The 15336-nt window shown below is 73.1% G+C and carries 13 protein-coding genes; 7 read left to right on the forward strand and 6 right to left on the reverse strand.

Annotation, left to right across the window (positions count from 1 at the left end):
• Positions 1-77: 77 nt before the first annotated feature.
• A complete protein-coding gene (locus EV371_RS02760) occupies positions 78-1868 on the reverse strand; it encodes an ABC transporter ATP-binding protein (protein ID WP_486484451.1) in 1791 nt (596 codons plus the stop codon).
• Positions 1865-3967: an ABC transporter transmembrane domain-containing protein gene (locus EV371_RS02765; RefSeq protein WP_130460646.1), complete on the reverse strand. Its 2103-nt coding sequence runs from the start codon at positions 3965-3967 to the stop codon at positions 1865-1867. Before EV371_RS02765 ends, EV371_RS02760 begins: the two co-directional genes overlap by 4 nt.
• Before the next feature lie 206 nt (positions 3968-4173).
• Between EV371_RS02765 and EV371_RS02770 the strand changes: the two genes are divergently transcribed.
• Both EV371_RS02770 and EV371_RS02775 read left to right on the forward strand, forming a co-directional pair.
• Complete coding sequence (locus EV371_RS02770; protein WP_130460647.1) at positions 4174-4803, forward strand: TIGR03085 family metal-binding protein; 630 nt, start codon at positions 4174-4176, stop codon at positions 4801-4803.
• 24 nt (positions 4804-4827) lie between these two features.
• On the forward strand, positions 4828-5781 hold the full coding sequence (locus EV371_RS02775) for a terpene synthase family protein (protein ID WP_130460648.1): 954 nt from the start codon (positions 4828-4830) through the stop codon (positions 5779-5781).
• Positions 5782-5849: 68 nt separating this feature from the next.
• On the opposite strand, the gene EV371_RS02780 is transcribed toward EV371_RS02775, so the two are convergent.
• Positions 5850-6362 (reverse strand): septum formation initiator, encoded by a 513-nt coding sequence (locus tag EV371_RS02780; protein WP_130460649.1) that lies wholly within the window; start codon positions 6360-6362, stop codon positions 5850-5852.
• Positions 6363-6520: 158 nt separating this feature from the next.
• On the opposite strand from EV371_RS02780, the gene EV371_RS02785 reads away from it, so the two are divergent.
• The 3 genes from EV371_RS02785 to EV371_RS02795 all read left to right on the forward strand — a co-directional run bounded on the left by EV371_RS02785 (position 6521) and on the right by EV371_RS02795 (position 9243).
• Positions 6521-7213 carry a response regulator transcription factor gene (locus EV371_RS02785; protein ID WP_130460650.1) on the forward strand — a complete coding sequence of 231 codons (693 nt, stop codon included), beginning with the start codon at positions 6521-6523 and terminating at the stop codon, positions 7211-7213.
• Entirely contained in the window at positions 7210-8547 is a 1338-nt protein-coding gene (locus EV371_RS02790) for a sensor histidine kinase (RefSeq protein WP_130460651.1), read from the forward strand. The genes EV371_RS02785 and EV371_RS02790 overlap by 4 nt, the downstream gene beginning before the upstream one ends.
• 198 nt (positions 8548-8745) lie before the next feature.
• Entirely contained in the window at positions 8746-9243 is a 498-nt protein-coding gene (locus tag EV371_RS02795; RefSeq protein ID WP_165436589.1) for a PepSY domain-containing protein, read from the forward strand.
• 128 nt (positions 9244-9371) lie between these two features.
• On the opposite strand, the gene EV371_RS02800 is transcribed toward EV371_RS02795, so the two are convergent.
• Complete coding sequence (locus EV371_RS02800; RefSeq protein ID WP_130460653.1) at positions 9372-9749, reverse strand: hypothetical protein; 378 nt, start codon at positions 9747-9749, stop codon at positions 9372-9374.
• A 489-nt stretch (positions 9750-10238) separates the two neighbouring features.
• A complete protein-coding gene (locus tag EV371_RS02805; RefSeq protein WP_130460654.1) occupies positions 10239-10559 on the reverse strand; it encodes a hypothetical protein in 321 nt (106 codons plus the stop codon).
• A gap of 347 nt (positions 10560-10906) precedes the next feature.
• Here EV371_RS02805 and EV371_RS02810 point away from each other — a divergent pair, with 347 nt between their 5' ends.
• A complete protein-coding gene (locus tag EV371_RS02810; RefSeq protein WP_130460655.1) occupies positions 10907-12733 on the forward strand; it encodes an AMP-dependent synthetase/ligase in 1827 nt (608 codons plus the stop codon).
• A 282-nt stretch (positions 12734-13015) separates the two neighbouring features.
• Complete coding sequence (locus tag EV371_RS02815) at positions 13016-13816, forward strand: ATP-binding protein (RefSeq protein WP_165436590.1); 801 nt, start codon at positions 13016-13018, stop codon at positions 13814-13816.
• A gap of 57 nt (positions 13817-13873) precedes the next feature.
• On the opposite strand, the gene yczR is transcribed toward EV371_RS02815, so the two are convergent.
• Positions 13874-15331 carry a MocR-like transcription factor YczR gene (yczR, locus tag EV371_RS02820; protein WP_130460657.1) on the reverse strand — a complete coding sequence of 486 codons (1458 nt, stop codon included), beginning with the start codon at positions 15329-15331 and terminating at the stop codon, positions 13874-13876.
• Positions 15332-15336 lie beyond the last annotated feature (5 nt).

Below are 15336 nucleotides of genomic sequence, written 5' to 3' on the forward strand. Positions count from 1 at the left end.
GGCTGTGCTTAGTAAGGGCAGGCTAACCTACGACTCATTCGGAGTCCATCTCGTCACCGACACCGGTTCTCCGGCTGCTACCGGGTCTGCTCCAACCAGGAGGCGTAGAGCAGCCCGTAGACCGACTGCGGGTCACTGACCAGTTCCTCGTGCGGACCGCGTTGCACGATCCGGCCCCGGTCCACCACGATCACCTCGTCGGCGCCCTGTGCGGTGGAGAGCCGATGTGCGATCGCCACCGTCGTCCGGCCCCGGGTCACCGCGTCGAGGGTGCGTTGCAGGCGTACCTCGGTTGCCGGGTCGACCGCGCTGGTCGCCTCGTCCAGCACCAGCAGGTCCGGGTCGGCCACGTACGCCCGGGCCAGCGCGACCAACTGTCGCTCCCCCACGCTGAGCGCCTCGCCGCGCTCCCCCACCGGGGTCGCCAGCCCGAGCGGCAGCCCCGCCACCCAGTCGGCGAGACCGAGTTCGGTGAAGGCCAGCGCCAGTTCCTCGTCGGTCAGCTCGGGCCGGCCGAACCGGACGTTCTCCGCCACGGTCGAGTCGAAGAGGAAGCCGTCCTGCGGCACCATCACCACCCGGGAGCGCAGCGAGCCGAACCGGACCCGGTCCAGCGGCACCCCGGAGAGCAGTACCGCCCCGGTGGACGGGTCCATCAGCCGGGTCAGCAGCTTCGCGAAGGTGGTCTTGCCGCTGCCGGTCTCGCCCACCACCGCGACCCGGGTCTTGGCCGGAATGTCCACGTTGATGTCGACCAGCACCGGCGGACCGCCGGGATAGCGGTAACCGACGTCGGCGAACCGGATGTCGATCGGCCCGACCGGCAGGTCGACACCCTGCTCGCCCGGGTCCGCCACGTCCGGCGCCACGTCGAGCACGTCCAGCACCCGCCGCCAGCCCGCCACCGCGTTCTGCGCCTCGTTGAGTACCTCGGTGGCGATCTGCACCGGCTGGATGAAGAGGGTGACCAGGAAGAGGAAGGCGGTCAGCTCGCCGATGCCCAGCGACCCGTCGACGCCCAGTCGCACCCCGAGCACCACCACCCCGGCCAGGGCCAGCCCGGCGGCGATCTCGCCGGTCGAGAAGCTGATCACGCTGGTCCGGATCGCCCGCTGCTGGGCCCGGCGCTGCGCGTCGATGGTCCGGTCCAGCCGTTCGGCGGTACGGCCGGAGACGCCGTACGCCCGGATCACCGGCGCACCCACCACGCTCTCCGAGACCGCGGCCAGCATCGCGCCGAGCCGCTGCCGGACCACCCCGTACGCGGCGGCGAGCCGCCGCTGGAAGATCCGGATCACCGCCATGGCCGGGACGAACGCGGCGAACACCACCAGGGTCAACTGCCAGGAGTAGACCGCCATCACCACGGTGGTCACCACCACCTGACCGAGGTTGACCAGGAGGATCACCCCGCCCCACTGGAGGAACTGGGTGATCTGGTCCACGTCGCTGGTGACCCGGGAAACCAGCGAACCGCGCCGCTCCGCCTGCTGGTGCAGGGTCGACAGGTCGTGCACGTGCCGGAAGGCCCGCACCCGTACCCCGGCCAGCGCCGTCTCGCTGACCGTGAAGAGCCGGCGCATCATCAGGTACCCGCAGATCGTGGTCACCACCAGCACCGCGGCGGTGGCCGCGACCACGAGGCCGACCACCCCGATGTCCGGCCCGCCGGGAGCGCGCAGCCCCCGGTCGATGCCCTGCTGGATCGCCACCGGTACGGCGGCCCGGCCGACCATCGAGACCAGGGCCAGCCCGAGGGTGCCGGCCAGGCCGGTACGCAGCTCCGGGGAGAGCGCCAGCCCTCGCCGCAGCGTCCCCCAGGCACTCTCCGCCCGCTCCGGCACCGCCCCGGCCGTGGTCGTGGTCACGCGTCCACCTCTTCGCCTCGCCGGGGAATCTCGTACGCCCGATCCCGCTCCCGCTCCGCCTCGGCCCGCTCGTACGCGGTGACCAGCGCCGCGTACCCGGGCGTGGTACGCAGCAGCGTGGCGTGGGTACCCCGACCGACCACCCGGCCATGCTCGACGTAGACCACCTCGTCGGCGAGCGCGATCGTCGCCCGCCGGTACGCCACCACCAGGATCGACGCCCCCGGTCCCGGCGGACCGTCGGGATCGGCCGGCTCCGACTGCCCGCCGCGCAGCGCGGCCAGGATCGCCGCCTCCACCCTCGGGTCGACCGCGCTGGTGGCGTCGTCCAACACCAGCAGCCGGGGCCGACCGGCCAGCGCCCGGGCCAGGGTGAGTCGCTGCCGCTGCCCGCCGGAGAGCGCCGCGCCGCGCTCTCCGACCAGGGTGTCCAGCGCATCCGGCAACGCCGCCACGAAGCCGTCCGCCTCGGCCAGCCGGAGTGCGGCCCAGACGTCGTCGTCGGTGATGCCGTCCCGGCCCAGCGTGATGTTCTCCCGGATGGTGTCGTCGAAGACGAACGGCACCTGGGCGACCAGCGCGGTGTTGCCGGCGAGGGAGGCGGCGGTGAGGGAGCGCAGGTCGACCCCGTCCAGGGTGACCGTGCCGGCGTCCGGGTCGACCAGCCGTACCGCGAGGGAGACGATCGTCGACTTGCCGGCGCCGGTGGGCCCGACCAGCGCCACCGTGCGGCCGGCCGGCACGGTGAACGACACGTCGTGCAGCACCGGCACCGGCCCGGTGGCCGGCGACTCGACGGAAGCCGACTGCTCGGCGGAAGCCGGCTGCACGGCGGGGACCGGCGGCTGGCCGGAAGCGGGCAGCCCGACGGACGCCGGCGACTCGGCGGAAACCGGCGACTCGGCGGAAACCGGCCCGTTCGGCGGCGGTACCCCGGTGGGTCTCGCCGCCGCCTCCGGCTCCTCGATGGCCAGGCCCGGCTCGGCGGGAGCGGTGGCCGGCGGCGGTTCGGCCGAGGCGTACCCGAAGGTGACCCGGTCGAAGACGAGGGTGGCCGGGCGGCCGTCCCGGCGGTCCAGTGTGGTGTCGCCGTACGGCATCTCGCCGGTGGCGGTGAGCACGGACTGCAACCGGTCCCAGCCGGCGACGCTGCGCGGCAGTTCGGCGAGGACCCAGCCGATCGCCCGGACCGGGAAGGCCAGCACGGTGAAGAGAAAGGCCACGCTGACCAGTTCGGTGATGGTGACGGCGCCCTGGCTCAACCGGACCGCGCCGACCAGCAGCACGGCCAGGGTGCCGAGGCTGGGCAGGGTCTCCAGCATCGGATCGAAGACGCCCCGGAGCCGACCGACCGAGATCAGCGCGTCCCGCAGCTCGCCGGCCTGTGCGGCGAACCGGGTCGTCTCGCGGGCCTCCTGGCCCATGGTCTTGACCACCAGCGCCCCGTCGAAGCTCTCGTGTGCGATCGCGCTGACCTGGGCGCGCATCTGCTGTGCCCGGGCCTGCCGGGGCGCCATGCGTCGGGAGTAGACGACGTTCAGGGCGAAGAGCGCCGGAAAGATCGCCACGCCGACCAGCGCGAGCACCCAGTCGGTGACGAAGAGTGAGCCCATCGCCGCTACCAGCATCACCAGGGTGCCGACCGCGAACGGCAGCGGCGCGATCGGGAACCAGGCCGCCTCGACATCGGAGTTGGCGTTGGAGAGCAGGGTGCCGGTGGCGTGCCGGTGGTGCCAGGAGAGCGGGAGTTCCAGGTAGCGGCGGGTGATCCGGCGCCGGTAGCTGGCCTGCAACCGGTACTGCATGAATCCGGCGCCGAGCCGGCGACCGAACATGCCGAGTACCCGGCCGAGGCTGACCGCGAGCAGCGCGCCGGCGCCGAGCAGCACCGCGGCCCGGTCGGCCCGGCCACTCTCCAGCGACGGCACCACCACGTCACCGACGACGGCACCGACGACGTACGCGCTGACGATGATCAACAGGCTGTAGAGGACGCTGCCGCCGACCGCGACCGCGAAGATCCGTGGCTCGTCGCGGATCGCGTAGCCGAGGACTCTGATCCCCCGGACGAGTATGTCCCGGCTTGTCTTGCCCGCCACGCTCTCCCCCGCCGTAAGCCTCCTGCGTCCAGCTCATCCTTACTGATCAGGTGGGGGCTTGACGAACCGATTGGCCTGGGTGGTACCGACTCGGCCCTGATTGTGTCTGCTGTCACAGCCTGTTCCACCGTGCCTGACCGCGCGGAGAGCGGAGCCGGTCCGGACATGCCGCGCCGGGCGACCGGATCAGGATTTACGATCAAGACATGCCCCGCTACGCGAGCACGGAGCGACAGTCACTGGCCGATCTCCTCATCGCGATCGGGCCGGACGCGCCCACGATCATCCCGGAGTGGACCGCCCGGGACCTCGCTGCCCACCTGGTGGTCCGGGAACGCCGGCCGGACGCGGCGGCCGGGCTGCTGCTCCCGCCCCTGCGGCAGCACGGTGAGCGGGTCCGGGCGGCGGTGGCCGGCAAGCCGTACCCCGCCCTGGTCGACCTGGTCCGGCGTCCGCCCCGGTGGAGCCCGCTGGCCCTGCCTCCGGTCGACGAGCTGGCGAACCTGGTCGAGTTCTTCGTGCACCACGAGGACGCCCGGCGGGCCCGGCCGGACTGGCAGCCCCGGGAACTTCCGGTCGGGCAGCGGGCGGCACTCTGGAAGCGCATCCCCCCGATGGCCCGGCTCTCGCTGCGCCGGTTCCCGGCCACCCTGCTGATCCAGGCACCGGAGCACGGCGAGGCCACCGCCGGAGCCGGCGGCGAGCAGGTCCGGATGGTCGGGTCGCCCGGCGAGTTGACGATCTTCCTCTTCGGCCGGCAGCGCGTCGCCCGGGTACAACTGGTCGGTCCACCCGCGCTGACCGAGCGGCTACGGACCGCGAGACTCGGGCTCTGACCCGGCAGGCGGCCGGACGTGCCGATGCGCGCCTTCGCCCTGGCGTGGCTGACCCGGCCACCCTTTCCGGAACGGGTGAGCGCACACGTCGTTCGGGTCGGCGCGGAGTCCACGCTCTGGGCCACCGAACTCGGCCTGATCGGCAGCCCCGCCGCGGCCCGCCGGCTGGACCGGGCGAACGCGGCCGAGCTGGCCGGACGGACCTGCCCGGACGCCCGGCCCGAGCACCTCCGGCTGGTCGCCGACCTGTTCACCTGGCTGTTCACCTTCGACGACCGCTGCGACGACGACGGCCTGGGCGACGATCCGGGCCGGCTCGCCCCGGTCGTCGGGCAGCTACTCGACGTCCTCGACCTGCGCGGCGGGCCGGCGCCACCGGGCTCGGCCACCGCCGCCGGCCCGACCGCCGCCGGCCTGCACGACCTCTGCCGACGGGTACGCGCACACGGCCCGCCCCTGCTGCTGCTCCGGTTCGCCGCCCAGATGCGCGACTACCTGCTGGCGCTGCTCTGGGAGGCGGCGAACCGGGAACGGGACCGGGTACCGGCGGTGGCCGAGTACCTCCAGATGCGCCGGCACACCGGCGGAGTACGCCCCAGCTTCACGCTGACCGACCTGGCGTACGGCGGACTGGCCGAGGCCATCTGCCAGGCCGACCCCGACGCGTCCCACCTGGACGACCTCGCCGCCGACCTGGTCTGCTGGTGCAACGACGTCTTCTCGTACGCCAAGGAGCGCCGGCACGGTCGGGACGGTCACAACCTGATCGTCGTACTCGCCAGGGAGGCGGGATGGGAGGAGCGGGTGGGACTCCTCGACGCGGCCCGGCGGTTCAACGCGGGGCTGCGGGCGTACCTGAGGCTGGAGTCCACGCTGCTGGCCGGCGGCGACCCCGACACCCTCCGGTTCGTCACCGCCCGCCGGGCCTGGATCCGGGGCAGTTTCGACTGGTCCCTGGGCGCGGGCCGCTACCACTGAACGTCCCTGGGCGCGGGCCGCTACCGCCGGGCCGCCGCCGGCACTCCTGACCGGTGCGCGGCGGCCGGTCAGTCGTCGCCGCCGTGCGCCTTCCAGGTCGGCACCGGCCTGCCGCCGACGCACTCGACCTCGATCTCGATCCGCCCGCCCCCCGATCCGTGGAAGGTCACCTCGGCGTCGTCGTCCGGGCCACGCTCGACCTCGCCGACCCGGTAACCCTGGGCCGGCGTCCAGGCGCTCAGCCAGACCCGCCGGCCGGAGCACTCGGCCAGCACCGTACCCCCGGGGGTGGAGACCAGCCGGCGCGAGTCGCCGGCGGCGCCCGGCACAGTGCCGGAGCCCGGCACAGTGCCGGAGGCGGTCGGCACCGGGCCGGCGAGGTCACCGGAGGGCACCGCGCCCGGGGCCGCCGGCGGCGGGGTGGCGGCCAGTGCCCGGGCCACCTCGTCCGGGCTGCGCACCTCACCCGCCGGGCCGGTCAGCCCGGCTCCGATCACCTGTACCGCGGCCAGCCCGGTTCCGGTCGCGACCAGCGCGGCGAGCAGCCAGCCGGCCACGGCGAGCAGGGTACGTCGAGGCATCCTCCGATGATGCCCGCCGACCGGTTAAGGCCGGCGCCGACGGACCCTAAGGAACCGTTAACGGATCCGTCTTCCTGGATGACGTCACGGTGTCCCATCGGCCTCGCCGACCCGGCCGGCACGGTGTCGAGGGGCGTTTCCGGGTTACCGTGCCGGGTGTGGCTCGCCTACTGCTGATCGAGGACGACCCGGCCATCCGTACCCCGCTGCTGCACGCACTGCGCGACCGGGGACACGCGGTCGCCGCCGTGCAGTCCGCGATGGCCGGGCTGCAACGGGTCCTCGACGACCGGCCCGACCTGGTGGTACTCGATCTCGGGCTGCCCGACCTGGACGGGCTGGAGCTGCTGCGGATGCTCCGGGCGGTGAACAGCACACCGGTGATCATCGCCACCGCCCGGGACGAGGAGACCGAGATCATCCGAGGACTGGACGCCGGTGCCGACGACTACGTGGTGAAGCCCTTCACCGCCGCCCAGCTCGACGCGCGGATCCGGGCGGTGCTGCGCCGGGGCGCCGGCCAGGCGGACGGACCCGCGGTACTGACCGTCGGCGAGCTGCGGGTCGATCCGGCGGCCCGGCAGGCGACCCTGGCCGGGACACCACTCGAACTGACGCCCCGGGAGTTCGACCTGCTGCACTACCTGGCCGGCCGGGCCGGCCGGGTGGTCGGCAAGCGGGAACTGCTGACCGAGGTGTGGCAGCTCCCCTACGGCGGAGCGGACAAGACGGTGGACGTACACCTGTCGTGGCTGCGCCGCAAGCTCGGCGAGACCGCGCAGCAGCCCCGCTACCTGCACACGGTGCGCGGGGTGGGGGTCCGGCTCGACGCGCCCGGGGCCGGGTCGTGAGGCGCCGGCTCACCCTGCTCGTCGCGGCCACCACCGGCCTGGTGCTGCTGGCCTTCCTGGTCCCGCTCGCGGTGCTGCTGCGCGGCGTCGCCGCGGACCGGGCGGTGGTGGCGGCGACCGCCGACGTGCAGGCCCTGGTCCCGCTGGTCGGCACCGCCGGCCGGGACGGTCTGCGACTCGCCGCCGAGCAGGTCGGAGCCGCGGCCGACCGGCCGGTCACGGTCTTCCTGCCGGACGGCGCTGTCCTCGGTGCCCCGGTGCCACGCAGCGACGGGGTCGAGTTGGCCGCCCGGGGCGAGAGTCTCACGGTCGCCCGCGAGGACGGCCGGGAGATCCTGGTCGCCGTGCAGGGCCGCCCGGACGGTACGGCGGTGATCCGCACCTTCGTCCCCACAGAGGAGCTGACCCACGGCGTCTACCGCTCCTGGCTGGTGCTGGCCGGGCTCGGGGTGGCGCTGCTGCTGCTCGGCCTCGCCGTCGCCGACCGGCTGGCCCGGTCGCTGACCGCCCCGATCGCCGAGCTGTCCGCGGTCTCGCACCGGCTGGCCGGCGCGGAGCTGACCGCCCGGGCCACCCCGTCCGGCCCGGCGGAGCTGCGCGCGGTGGCGGGTGCGCTCAACCACCTCGCCACCCGGATCCAGGAGTTGCTGCGGGACGAACGCGAGCAACTCGCCGACCTGTCACACCGGCTGCGTACCCCGTTGACCTCGCTGCGGCTGGAGTCCGAGTCGCTGGCCGACCCGCGGGAGGCGGCCCGGATCGGCGACCGGGTCGACGCGGTGGAGCGGGCGGTGACCGGGCTGATCAGGCAGGCCAGGCGGCGGGGCGACACCGGTACCGAGCCGGTCTGCGACGCGACGGCGGTGGTCCGGGACCGGGTGGCGTTCTGGGCCGTACTGGCCGAGGACACCGGGCGGTTGCTCGGACTCGACCTGGCCGACCGCCCGCTCCCGGTGCGGCTGCCCGCCGACGAGCTGGCCGCGGTGCTGGACGCACTGCTCGGCAACGTCTTCGCGCACACCCCGGACGGGACCGGCTGCACCGTCGTGCTGGCGCCGCGCCCCGGCGGCGGTGCGCTGCTCACGGTCACCGACAGCGGCCCCGGACTGCCACCGGCCCTGGTCGGACCCGCCCCGGCCGGGGTGGTGGAGCGCGGGGCGAGCGCCGCCGGCTCGACCGGGCTGGGACTGGACATCGCCCGCCGGGCGGCCCGGGCCAGCGGCGGCCGGTTCGAGCTGTCGGAGGCCGACGGTGGCGGGGCGCGGGTCGCGGTCACCCTCGGACCGCCGCTGGCCACCAGCGGGTCGCCGTCCGCCCTCTCTACCGAGGCCTAGCGTTCGGACCTCTTTACCGAGGCCTAGCGTTCGGACCTCTTTACCGAGGCCTAGCGTTCGGACCTCTTTACCGAGGCCTAGCGTTCGGACTCTTTTACCGAGGCTTAGCGTTCGGACAGCGCGCCGCTATCCCGATCCGCGCGAACCTCTGTGCCGAGAACCCGGAACCGGGTGTTCGCGACGATGGAGGAGACTGCGATGCGGCGAAAGACTCTGGTCCTGAGTATCGGTGGCGTGTTGGCGGCCGCCGTCGTCGTCGGTACCGCGATCGGGGCCAGCGCGGCAGAGGGCGAGCGGCAGAGCTTCCGCGCTCCCACCCCGGCTGCGACGACGCCGGGGGGCGACCCGACGGGTACGCCCGGCACCGGCCCGAGCGGGATCCCGTCGACGGTGCCGAGCGGCTCGCCGTCGGGCACGCCGACCGGTTCGCCGGCACCGGGCGGAGGCGTACCCGCCGGATCTGTCGACTCGGCGCGGGCCGTCGAGATCGCCCTGGCCAGTGCGGGCGGCGGTCAGCTTGAGGAGGTCGAACGGGAGCGGGAACACGGCCGCGACGTGTGGGACGTCGAGATCGTCAAGGACGGCTGGGAGATCGAGGTGGAGGTGGACGCGGCCACCGGCGAGATCGTCAAGACCGACCGTGACCGGGACGACCACGGCGACGATGACGACCGGGACGACGGCGACGACGACTGAGTCGGGCGCGGGGACCGGTGTCACCCCACCGAACTCCACCCCCGGCCCCGGGCGGCGGGGCGAGTGGACACCGCTCGCCCCGCCGCGCCACCATCATCGAGCTTGCTGCCAGACGGATCCGTCCGGCATCAGCCCCCGGTCGGCTGCGACTGCGTCGCGCACTCCGCAGCATCCTGGTTGACCTGGGCGTCGCTCTTGCCGTTGTTGTTCTTCGGCGCCACGACCGGGTTGTCGGGGTCCAGCTCGGGCATGTCGTAGCCCTTCTCGAGCATGCAGTCCCTGAGCTTGGTCAGGGACTCTCGCTGGGCGGGGGTAAGTTTCCCGCCTTCGCTGTTGCCACCCTCGTTTCCGGTGATGGTGCCACCGCCGGCTGTCGCGGGCGCACTCGCACCGACGGACGGCGACGATTCCGGCGCCCCACCGGAATCGCCCTTGGAGTCTCCGCACGCGCTGAGGCTCAGCGCCAGCGCGAACGCGGCAGCTGGAACAACCAGGAGCTTCTTCATGGGCACTTCTTCCTGTCGCTTGGTCGGGACACTCAGGACGGTCTCCGTCGCACAACGCACCCTGACCACACGAGCACGACGCGAGGATTCCGGAAGGCTCCGAATCTCCGTACGTCATTTCCTGCATCGTGATGGCCGAGCCCGAGGGCGAGTCGATCACGGGCGGGCAGTGTCCGTGTCCGCCCGGCACGTCCTCGTCAACCAGAGCCGGTGGCGCGCTTCATGCTCGTCTTCACCACCATGGGCTCCGGCGGCCGCCCATCTTGCCACATCGGCCGCCCGGCCCACCCCCCGCTGGCCGGGCCGGCGAACCGGCTCGGCCGTGGGTGGTCGACGCGCCCGGCCAACACCCGGGCAACGGAGACCACAGGCCGAACATCCGAGGAGAACTCGGCGAGGGCCGCCGTGCTGGCGAACGGATCGACCTCCGCCGCCCGCACGACCCCGGCGGCTGCCTCGGGATCCCCTGACCCTCCGGATCACCTGACCCTAGGTCGCGTCGATCAGTGTCCGGCGCCCCACCACCGCCCCGGTCCCGCCCGCGGGGCCGGCGACACAGGCGCCCCGGTGCCCCTCCCGCTCGCCACACCGGCCGGCACCGAACAGCAGCCGGTCGCAGAAGACCCGGTACCGCTCGTGCTGCGCGTCCTCGGCCGAGACCGTGACCTCGCCGGCGTCGAGCTCCGGCAGGAAGGCCAGCGACTCGGCCAGCCGCGCGGCCAGTTCGGTGGCGGCGTGCAGGGTGGGTACCGCGACGGGAAGGTGGATGACGTGGCCCGGCACCGCATCGTCGTGACCGGGACTTCCCATGACCGGTCCTGCATGACCCATGGTTGACGACCCTCACCCGTGGTTGATGACCTCCGCGCCCCGGTCCAGGCGGCGGCACCTGTCCGACCGGTCCGGGCCGACGCCTGGATAGCCTTGGAGACGCCTGGATAGCTTAGAGACGTACCCCGAAATTTCGGGTTTGCCACTCGGGCCCCGTTCCGGTCAACCGGAGAAACCACGAGGCGGGGACCGGGTGGGCGACCCGATCGGCGAGATCGGCGGAGCCGAACGGGACTAGCCCAGGTGCAGGGGCAGGCAATACCCTTCGGTAACCGCGAGTTGACGTGATCACCGTCACGAGACGATATCCGGAGGCACCCCCCGCCATGGCACTCGACGTCCCCTACCGGTCCATCCCCGACATGTTCCTGAAGCGTGTCTCGGCCACCCCCGACCGGGACGCTTTCGCCCACCCCGCCCCGGACGACTCCGGCCCGGTCTGGCTGACCTGGGCACAGGTCGGTCAACGCGCGAAGGCGATCGCCGCCGGGCTGCGCGGGCTCGGCGTCGACTCCGAGGACCGGGTGGCGATCCTGGCCAACACCCGGCTCGACTGGGTCCTCGCCGACCTCGGCATCATGTGCGCCGGTGGCGCGACCACCACGGTCTACCCGACCACCGAGCCGGAGGACACCGCCTTCATCCTCGCGGACTCCGGCTCGAAGGTGCTGATCGCCGAGAACGCCGAGCAGGCCGCCAAGATCGCCGGGGTGGAACTGCCCGCGCTAACCCACGTCGTACTGATCGACGGGTCCGCCGATCCGGACGCCACCCCGCCGCAGCTCACCCTCGCCGACCTGGAGGCACAGGGTGCGCTGGCGCTGGAGAGCGACCCGGACCAGATCGACCGGGTGGTGGCCGGGATCGACCAGGACAACCTGGCCACGTTGATCTACACCTCCGGCACCACCGGCCGCCCAAAGGGCGTCGAGCTGTTGCACGCCGGATGGTGCTGGGAGGGGGTGGCCCAGGCGCAGCTCGGGCTGATCAAGGCGGAGGACCTGCAGTACCTCTGGCTGCCGCTGTCGCACTCGTTCGGCAAGACGCTGATCTGCGGCGTGATCCACGTCGGCATGCCCACCTACGTCGACGGCCGGCTCGATCGGCTGGTCGAACTGCTCGGCGTGGTCCGGCCGACGCTGATGTGCGGCGCGCCCCGGATCTTCGAGAAGGTCTACAACCGGGCGGTCACCACCGCGCAGACGGCGGGCGGCGCGAAGGCGAAGATCTTCGCCTGGGCGGTCCGGACCGGCAAGCACAAGGTGGCGCTGGAGCAGGCCGGGCAGCCGGTCTCGGCGGGGCTGCGGCTGCGTTACGGGCTCGCCGAGAAGCTGGTCTTCAGCAAGCTCCAGGCCCGGCTGGGCGGCCGGATCCGGGTGCTCGTCTCCGGCGCCGCGCCGCTGAGCCAGGAGATCGCACACTTCTTCGCCGCCGCCGGCCTGCCGATCTCCGAGGGGTACGGGCTGACCGAGACCAGTGCCGGCAACTTCGTCAACCGGCCCGGCGCGCTCAAGATCGGCACGGTCGGCAAGGCCATGGGCGACCTGGAGTGCCGGATCGACTCCGACGGCGAGATCCTGCTCCGGGGCACGCCGGTGATGCGGGGTTACCACAACCTGCCGGAGGAGACCGCCGAGGCGTTCACCCCGGACGGCTTCTTCCGGACCGGTGACATCGGCGAACTCGACGCCGACGGCTTCCTCAAGATCACCGACCGGAAGAAGGACCTGGTCAAGACGTCGGGGGGCAAGTACATCTCGCCGTCGCACATCGAGGGCCTGTTCAAGGCGCTGTGCCCGTACACCTCTCAGGTGGTGGTGATCGGGCAGGCCCGCAACTACTGCACGATGCTGGTCACCCTGGACGCCGACGCCATCGCCACCTGGGCCGAGGGCGGCCCGCTCGCCGGCCGTCCGTACGCCGAGATCGTCGGCTCGGCAGAGGTGCGCACCCTGGTCGAGGGGTACGTCGCCGAGTTGAACAAGAAGCTGAACCGCTGGGAGACGATCAAGAAGGTCACCGTGCTGACCCGCGACCTGACCGTCGAGGACGGCGAGATGACCCCGTCGATGAAGATCAAGCGCCGTGCCGTGGAGACCAGCTTCAAGACGGAGATCGACCAGATGTACCAGGGCAGCCTCGCCCAGATCTGACCCGTGCCGGATCCGGTCTCTCCCCCCGGAGATCGGATCCGCACCCCACCGGACCGCCGCGCGACCCGCGATCGCGCGGCGGTCCGGTGCTGTCCGGAGGGCCCTGCCACCTGGAGCACTACCGGACGTCCCGGCTCGGCTACCGCTGGACAACATGACACCCGGCCGGCTTCACCGGTCCATCACGGGGGTAATAGCAGGATCAGGCGCACGACGGGCCGGGTCAGGGTGGCCGGCCGGCAGCGCGAACGGGCGAGGGGGTTTCCGGTGATGGTGGCCACGGTGGCAGCACACGTGGAGACCGGCGCCTTGGTGATCACCATGGCGGGCCGGTGGAGCGTGGCCCAGGCGTACACGCTGCAACGGGCGTTCTCGCGCTGCATCGCGCACCACCCGCCGTACGTCGCGGTGGACTGCACCCGGGTCGCTCCGGACGGGCTGCTGCCGACCCTGCTGCCGGCGATGGTGATGATCCGGGAGGCGTGCCGGCGTGGCATCACCGTACTGGTCTGCGCCCCGGCCTCGACCCTGACCGAGCTGCTCCGCCGCCTGCCGACCCGGCGGGTCCGGCTCTACCCCCGGCTCGCCGAGGCGCTCAGCCGGGTCCGGCCGTATCCCGTTACGGCCCGCACCCGGCGGGCCCACCGGCGGCTGGCACCGGTGCCGCAGGCGGTGAGCGCGGCGCGCGGACTGGTCCGGGAGTGCTGCGAGCGGTGGCGGCTCTCCGACGTCACCGAGGATGCCCAGCTCGTCGCCTCCGAGCTGGTGGCGAACGCCGTCGAGCACGCGGGCACCGAGATCGATCTCACCCTCTGTTACCACCGGCAGCGACTGCGGATCGCGGTCGCCGACCGGCACCCCGGCGTACCGGCACCGCCCCGGCGGGAACCGGCCCCGGATTCGCGGCAACCGCTCGCCCTACGCGGTCGTGGGCTGGCCATGGTGTCCCGGTCGGTCACCAACTGGGGCGTGCTGCCCGGCACCGACGGCAAGATCGTCTGGGCGAGGATGGCCGCCACTCCGGCGCCTCGGTTGCGCATGCCCAGCCTGGCCACCATCCCCCGGGCCGGCTACCCGGCCTGACCGGCTCGAACCGCAAACGGCTCCGAACCGACGAACGCCCGAACCGACGGGCGCCGTTCAGGCGATCACCGCGGGCTCCCGCCAGAGCGGGCGTTCCACCCGGTCGATGTCGTAGCGGACCGCCGCGATGCGGCGTACCGCCTCGGTCAGCTCGGCGGCGGGCAGCGTGAACGGCAGCCGGAGAAAGCGTTCCAGGGTGCCGTCGAGGCCGAACCGGGGGCCCGGCGCGAGCCGTACCCCGACCTCCTCGGCCGCCCGGGCGAGCGCGCTGGCGATCGGCCCGTCCAACTCGGCCCAGAGCGTCACCCCGCCCGCCGGGGTCCGCACCCGCCAGTTCGGCAGCTCCGCGCCGAGCGCGGCCAGCAGGGCGTCGCGCTGGGCGGCCAACTGCGCCCGGCGGGCCGCGACGATCGTCCCGGCTTCGGCGAGCAGCCGCACCGCGACCAGTTGGTCCAGCACCGGACCGGCCATGTCGACGCCGACCCGGGCCGCCGCCAGTCGCTGCACCTGGGGTGCCGAGGCACGGATCCAGCCGATCCGCAGACCGCCCCAGTACGGCTTGCTCATCCCGCCGATGGTGACGACCCGGGAGTGCCGATCGAAGACGGCGGTCGGCGGGGGGACCTCGGTGCCGTCCAGGGCGAGATCCACGAAGGACTCGTCGACCACCAGGTCGGTGCCGCTGGCGTGTGCGGTCGCCACCACCCGTTCGCGCAGCTCGGCCGGCATCAGGTGACCGGTGGGATTCTGGAACTCCGGGATCAGGTACGCGAGTCGGGGACGGGTCTGCCGGAAGCTGCCCAGCAGCAGGTCGGCATCCCAGCCGGCGCCCTCGGCGGACAGGCCGTGGGTGGCGATCCGGGCGCGGCGCGCGGCGAGCGCGGCGAGCGCGTTCGGATAGGTCGGCGACTCCACGAGTACGCTGCCGCCGGTCGGCAGCGCGAGCCGGAGCACCAGGTCCAGGGCATGCTGTACGCCGTTGGTCACCATGATCTGCTCGGGGCTGGTGGTCAGACCACGCTCGGTGTACGAACGGGCCACCGCCGTGCGCAGCTCGACGATCCCGGTCGGATGGTAGCCGGCGCCGCCGAGGTAGCGGGGCAGATCCTCGGCGGCGGCCCGGGCCGCCGGGGCGAGCTGCGCCGGGGCGGCCAGCGCGGCACAGCCGAGGTCGATCATGTCCAGGTCGTCCTGCGGGGTCCAGAGCCCCGAGCTGGCCACCCGGTGCCCGCCGGGCAGCGTGGTCCAACTGCCGGCGCCCCGGCGGCTGGTCAGATGCCCGCTCTCCCGCAGTTCCCGGTAGGCGGCGGTGACGGTGGTCCGGCTCACCCGGAGCGCCTCGGCCAGCTCCCGCTCGGCCGGCAGTCGTACGCCCAGCGGCAGCCGGCCGTCGGCGATCAGTCCACGCACCGCGCCGGCCAAGGCGACATAGTCCGGGTTGCGCCGGCGTCCCGGCAACGCGTGCCACTGCCCGAGCATCCGCCCCAGATGGGCTCCTCGAACGAGGCTGGTCATAGCCA

Source organism: Plantactinospora sp. CNZ321, assembly GCF_004217235.1.

What these genes read in the sequence shown, in the direction of transcription:
- EV371_RS02770 (WP_130460647.1), top strand. Translation starts at nt 4,174, where the DNA reads ATGCCCCGCTACGCGAGCACGGAGCGACAGTCACTGGCCGATCTCCTC.
- EV371_RS02775 (WP_130460648.1), top strand. Translation starts at nt 4,828, where the DNA reads ATGCGCGCCTTCGCCCTGGCGTGGCTGACCCGGCCACCCTTTCCGGAA.
- EV371_RS02780 (WP_130460649.1), bottom strand. Translation starts at nt 6,362, where the DNA reads ATGCCTCGACGTACCCTGCTCGCCGTGGCCGGCTGGCTGCTCGCCGCG.
- EV371_RS02795 (WP_165436589.1), top strand. Translation starts at nt 8,746, where the DNA reads ATGCGGCGAAAGACTCTGGTCCTGAGTATCGGTGGCGTGTTGGCGGCC.
- EV371_RS02800 (WP_130460653.1), bottom strand. Translation starts at nt 9,749, where the DNA reads ATGAAGAAGCTCCTGGTTGTTCCAGCTGCCGCGTTCGCGCTGGCGCTG.
- EV371_RS02805 (WP_130460654.1), bottom strand. Translation starts at nt 10,559, where the DNA reads ATGGGAAGTCCCGGTCACGACGATGCGGTGCCGGGCCACGTCATCCAC.
- EV371_RS02810 (WP_130460655.1), top strand. Translation starts at nt 10,907, where the DNA reads ATGGCACTCGACGTCCCCTACCGGTCCATCCCCGACATGTTCCTGAAG.
- yczR (WP_130460657.1), bottom strand. Translation starts at nt 15,331, where the DNA reads ATGACCAGCCTCGTTCGAGGAGCCCATCTGGGGCGGATGCTCGGGCAG.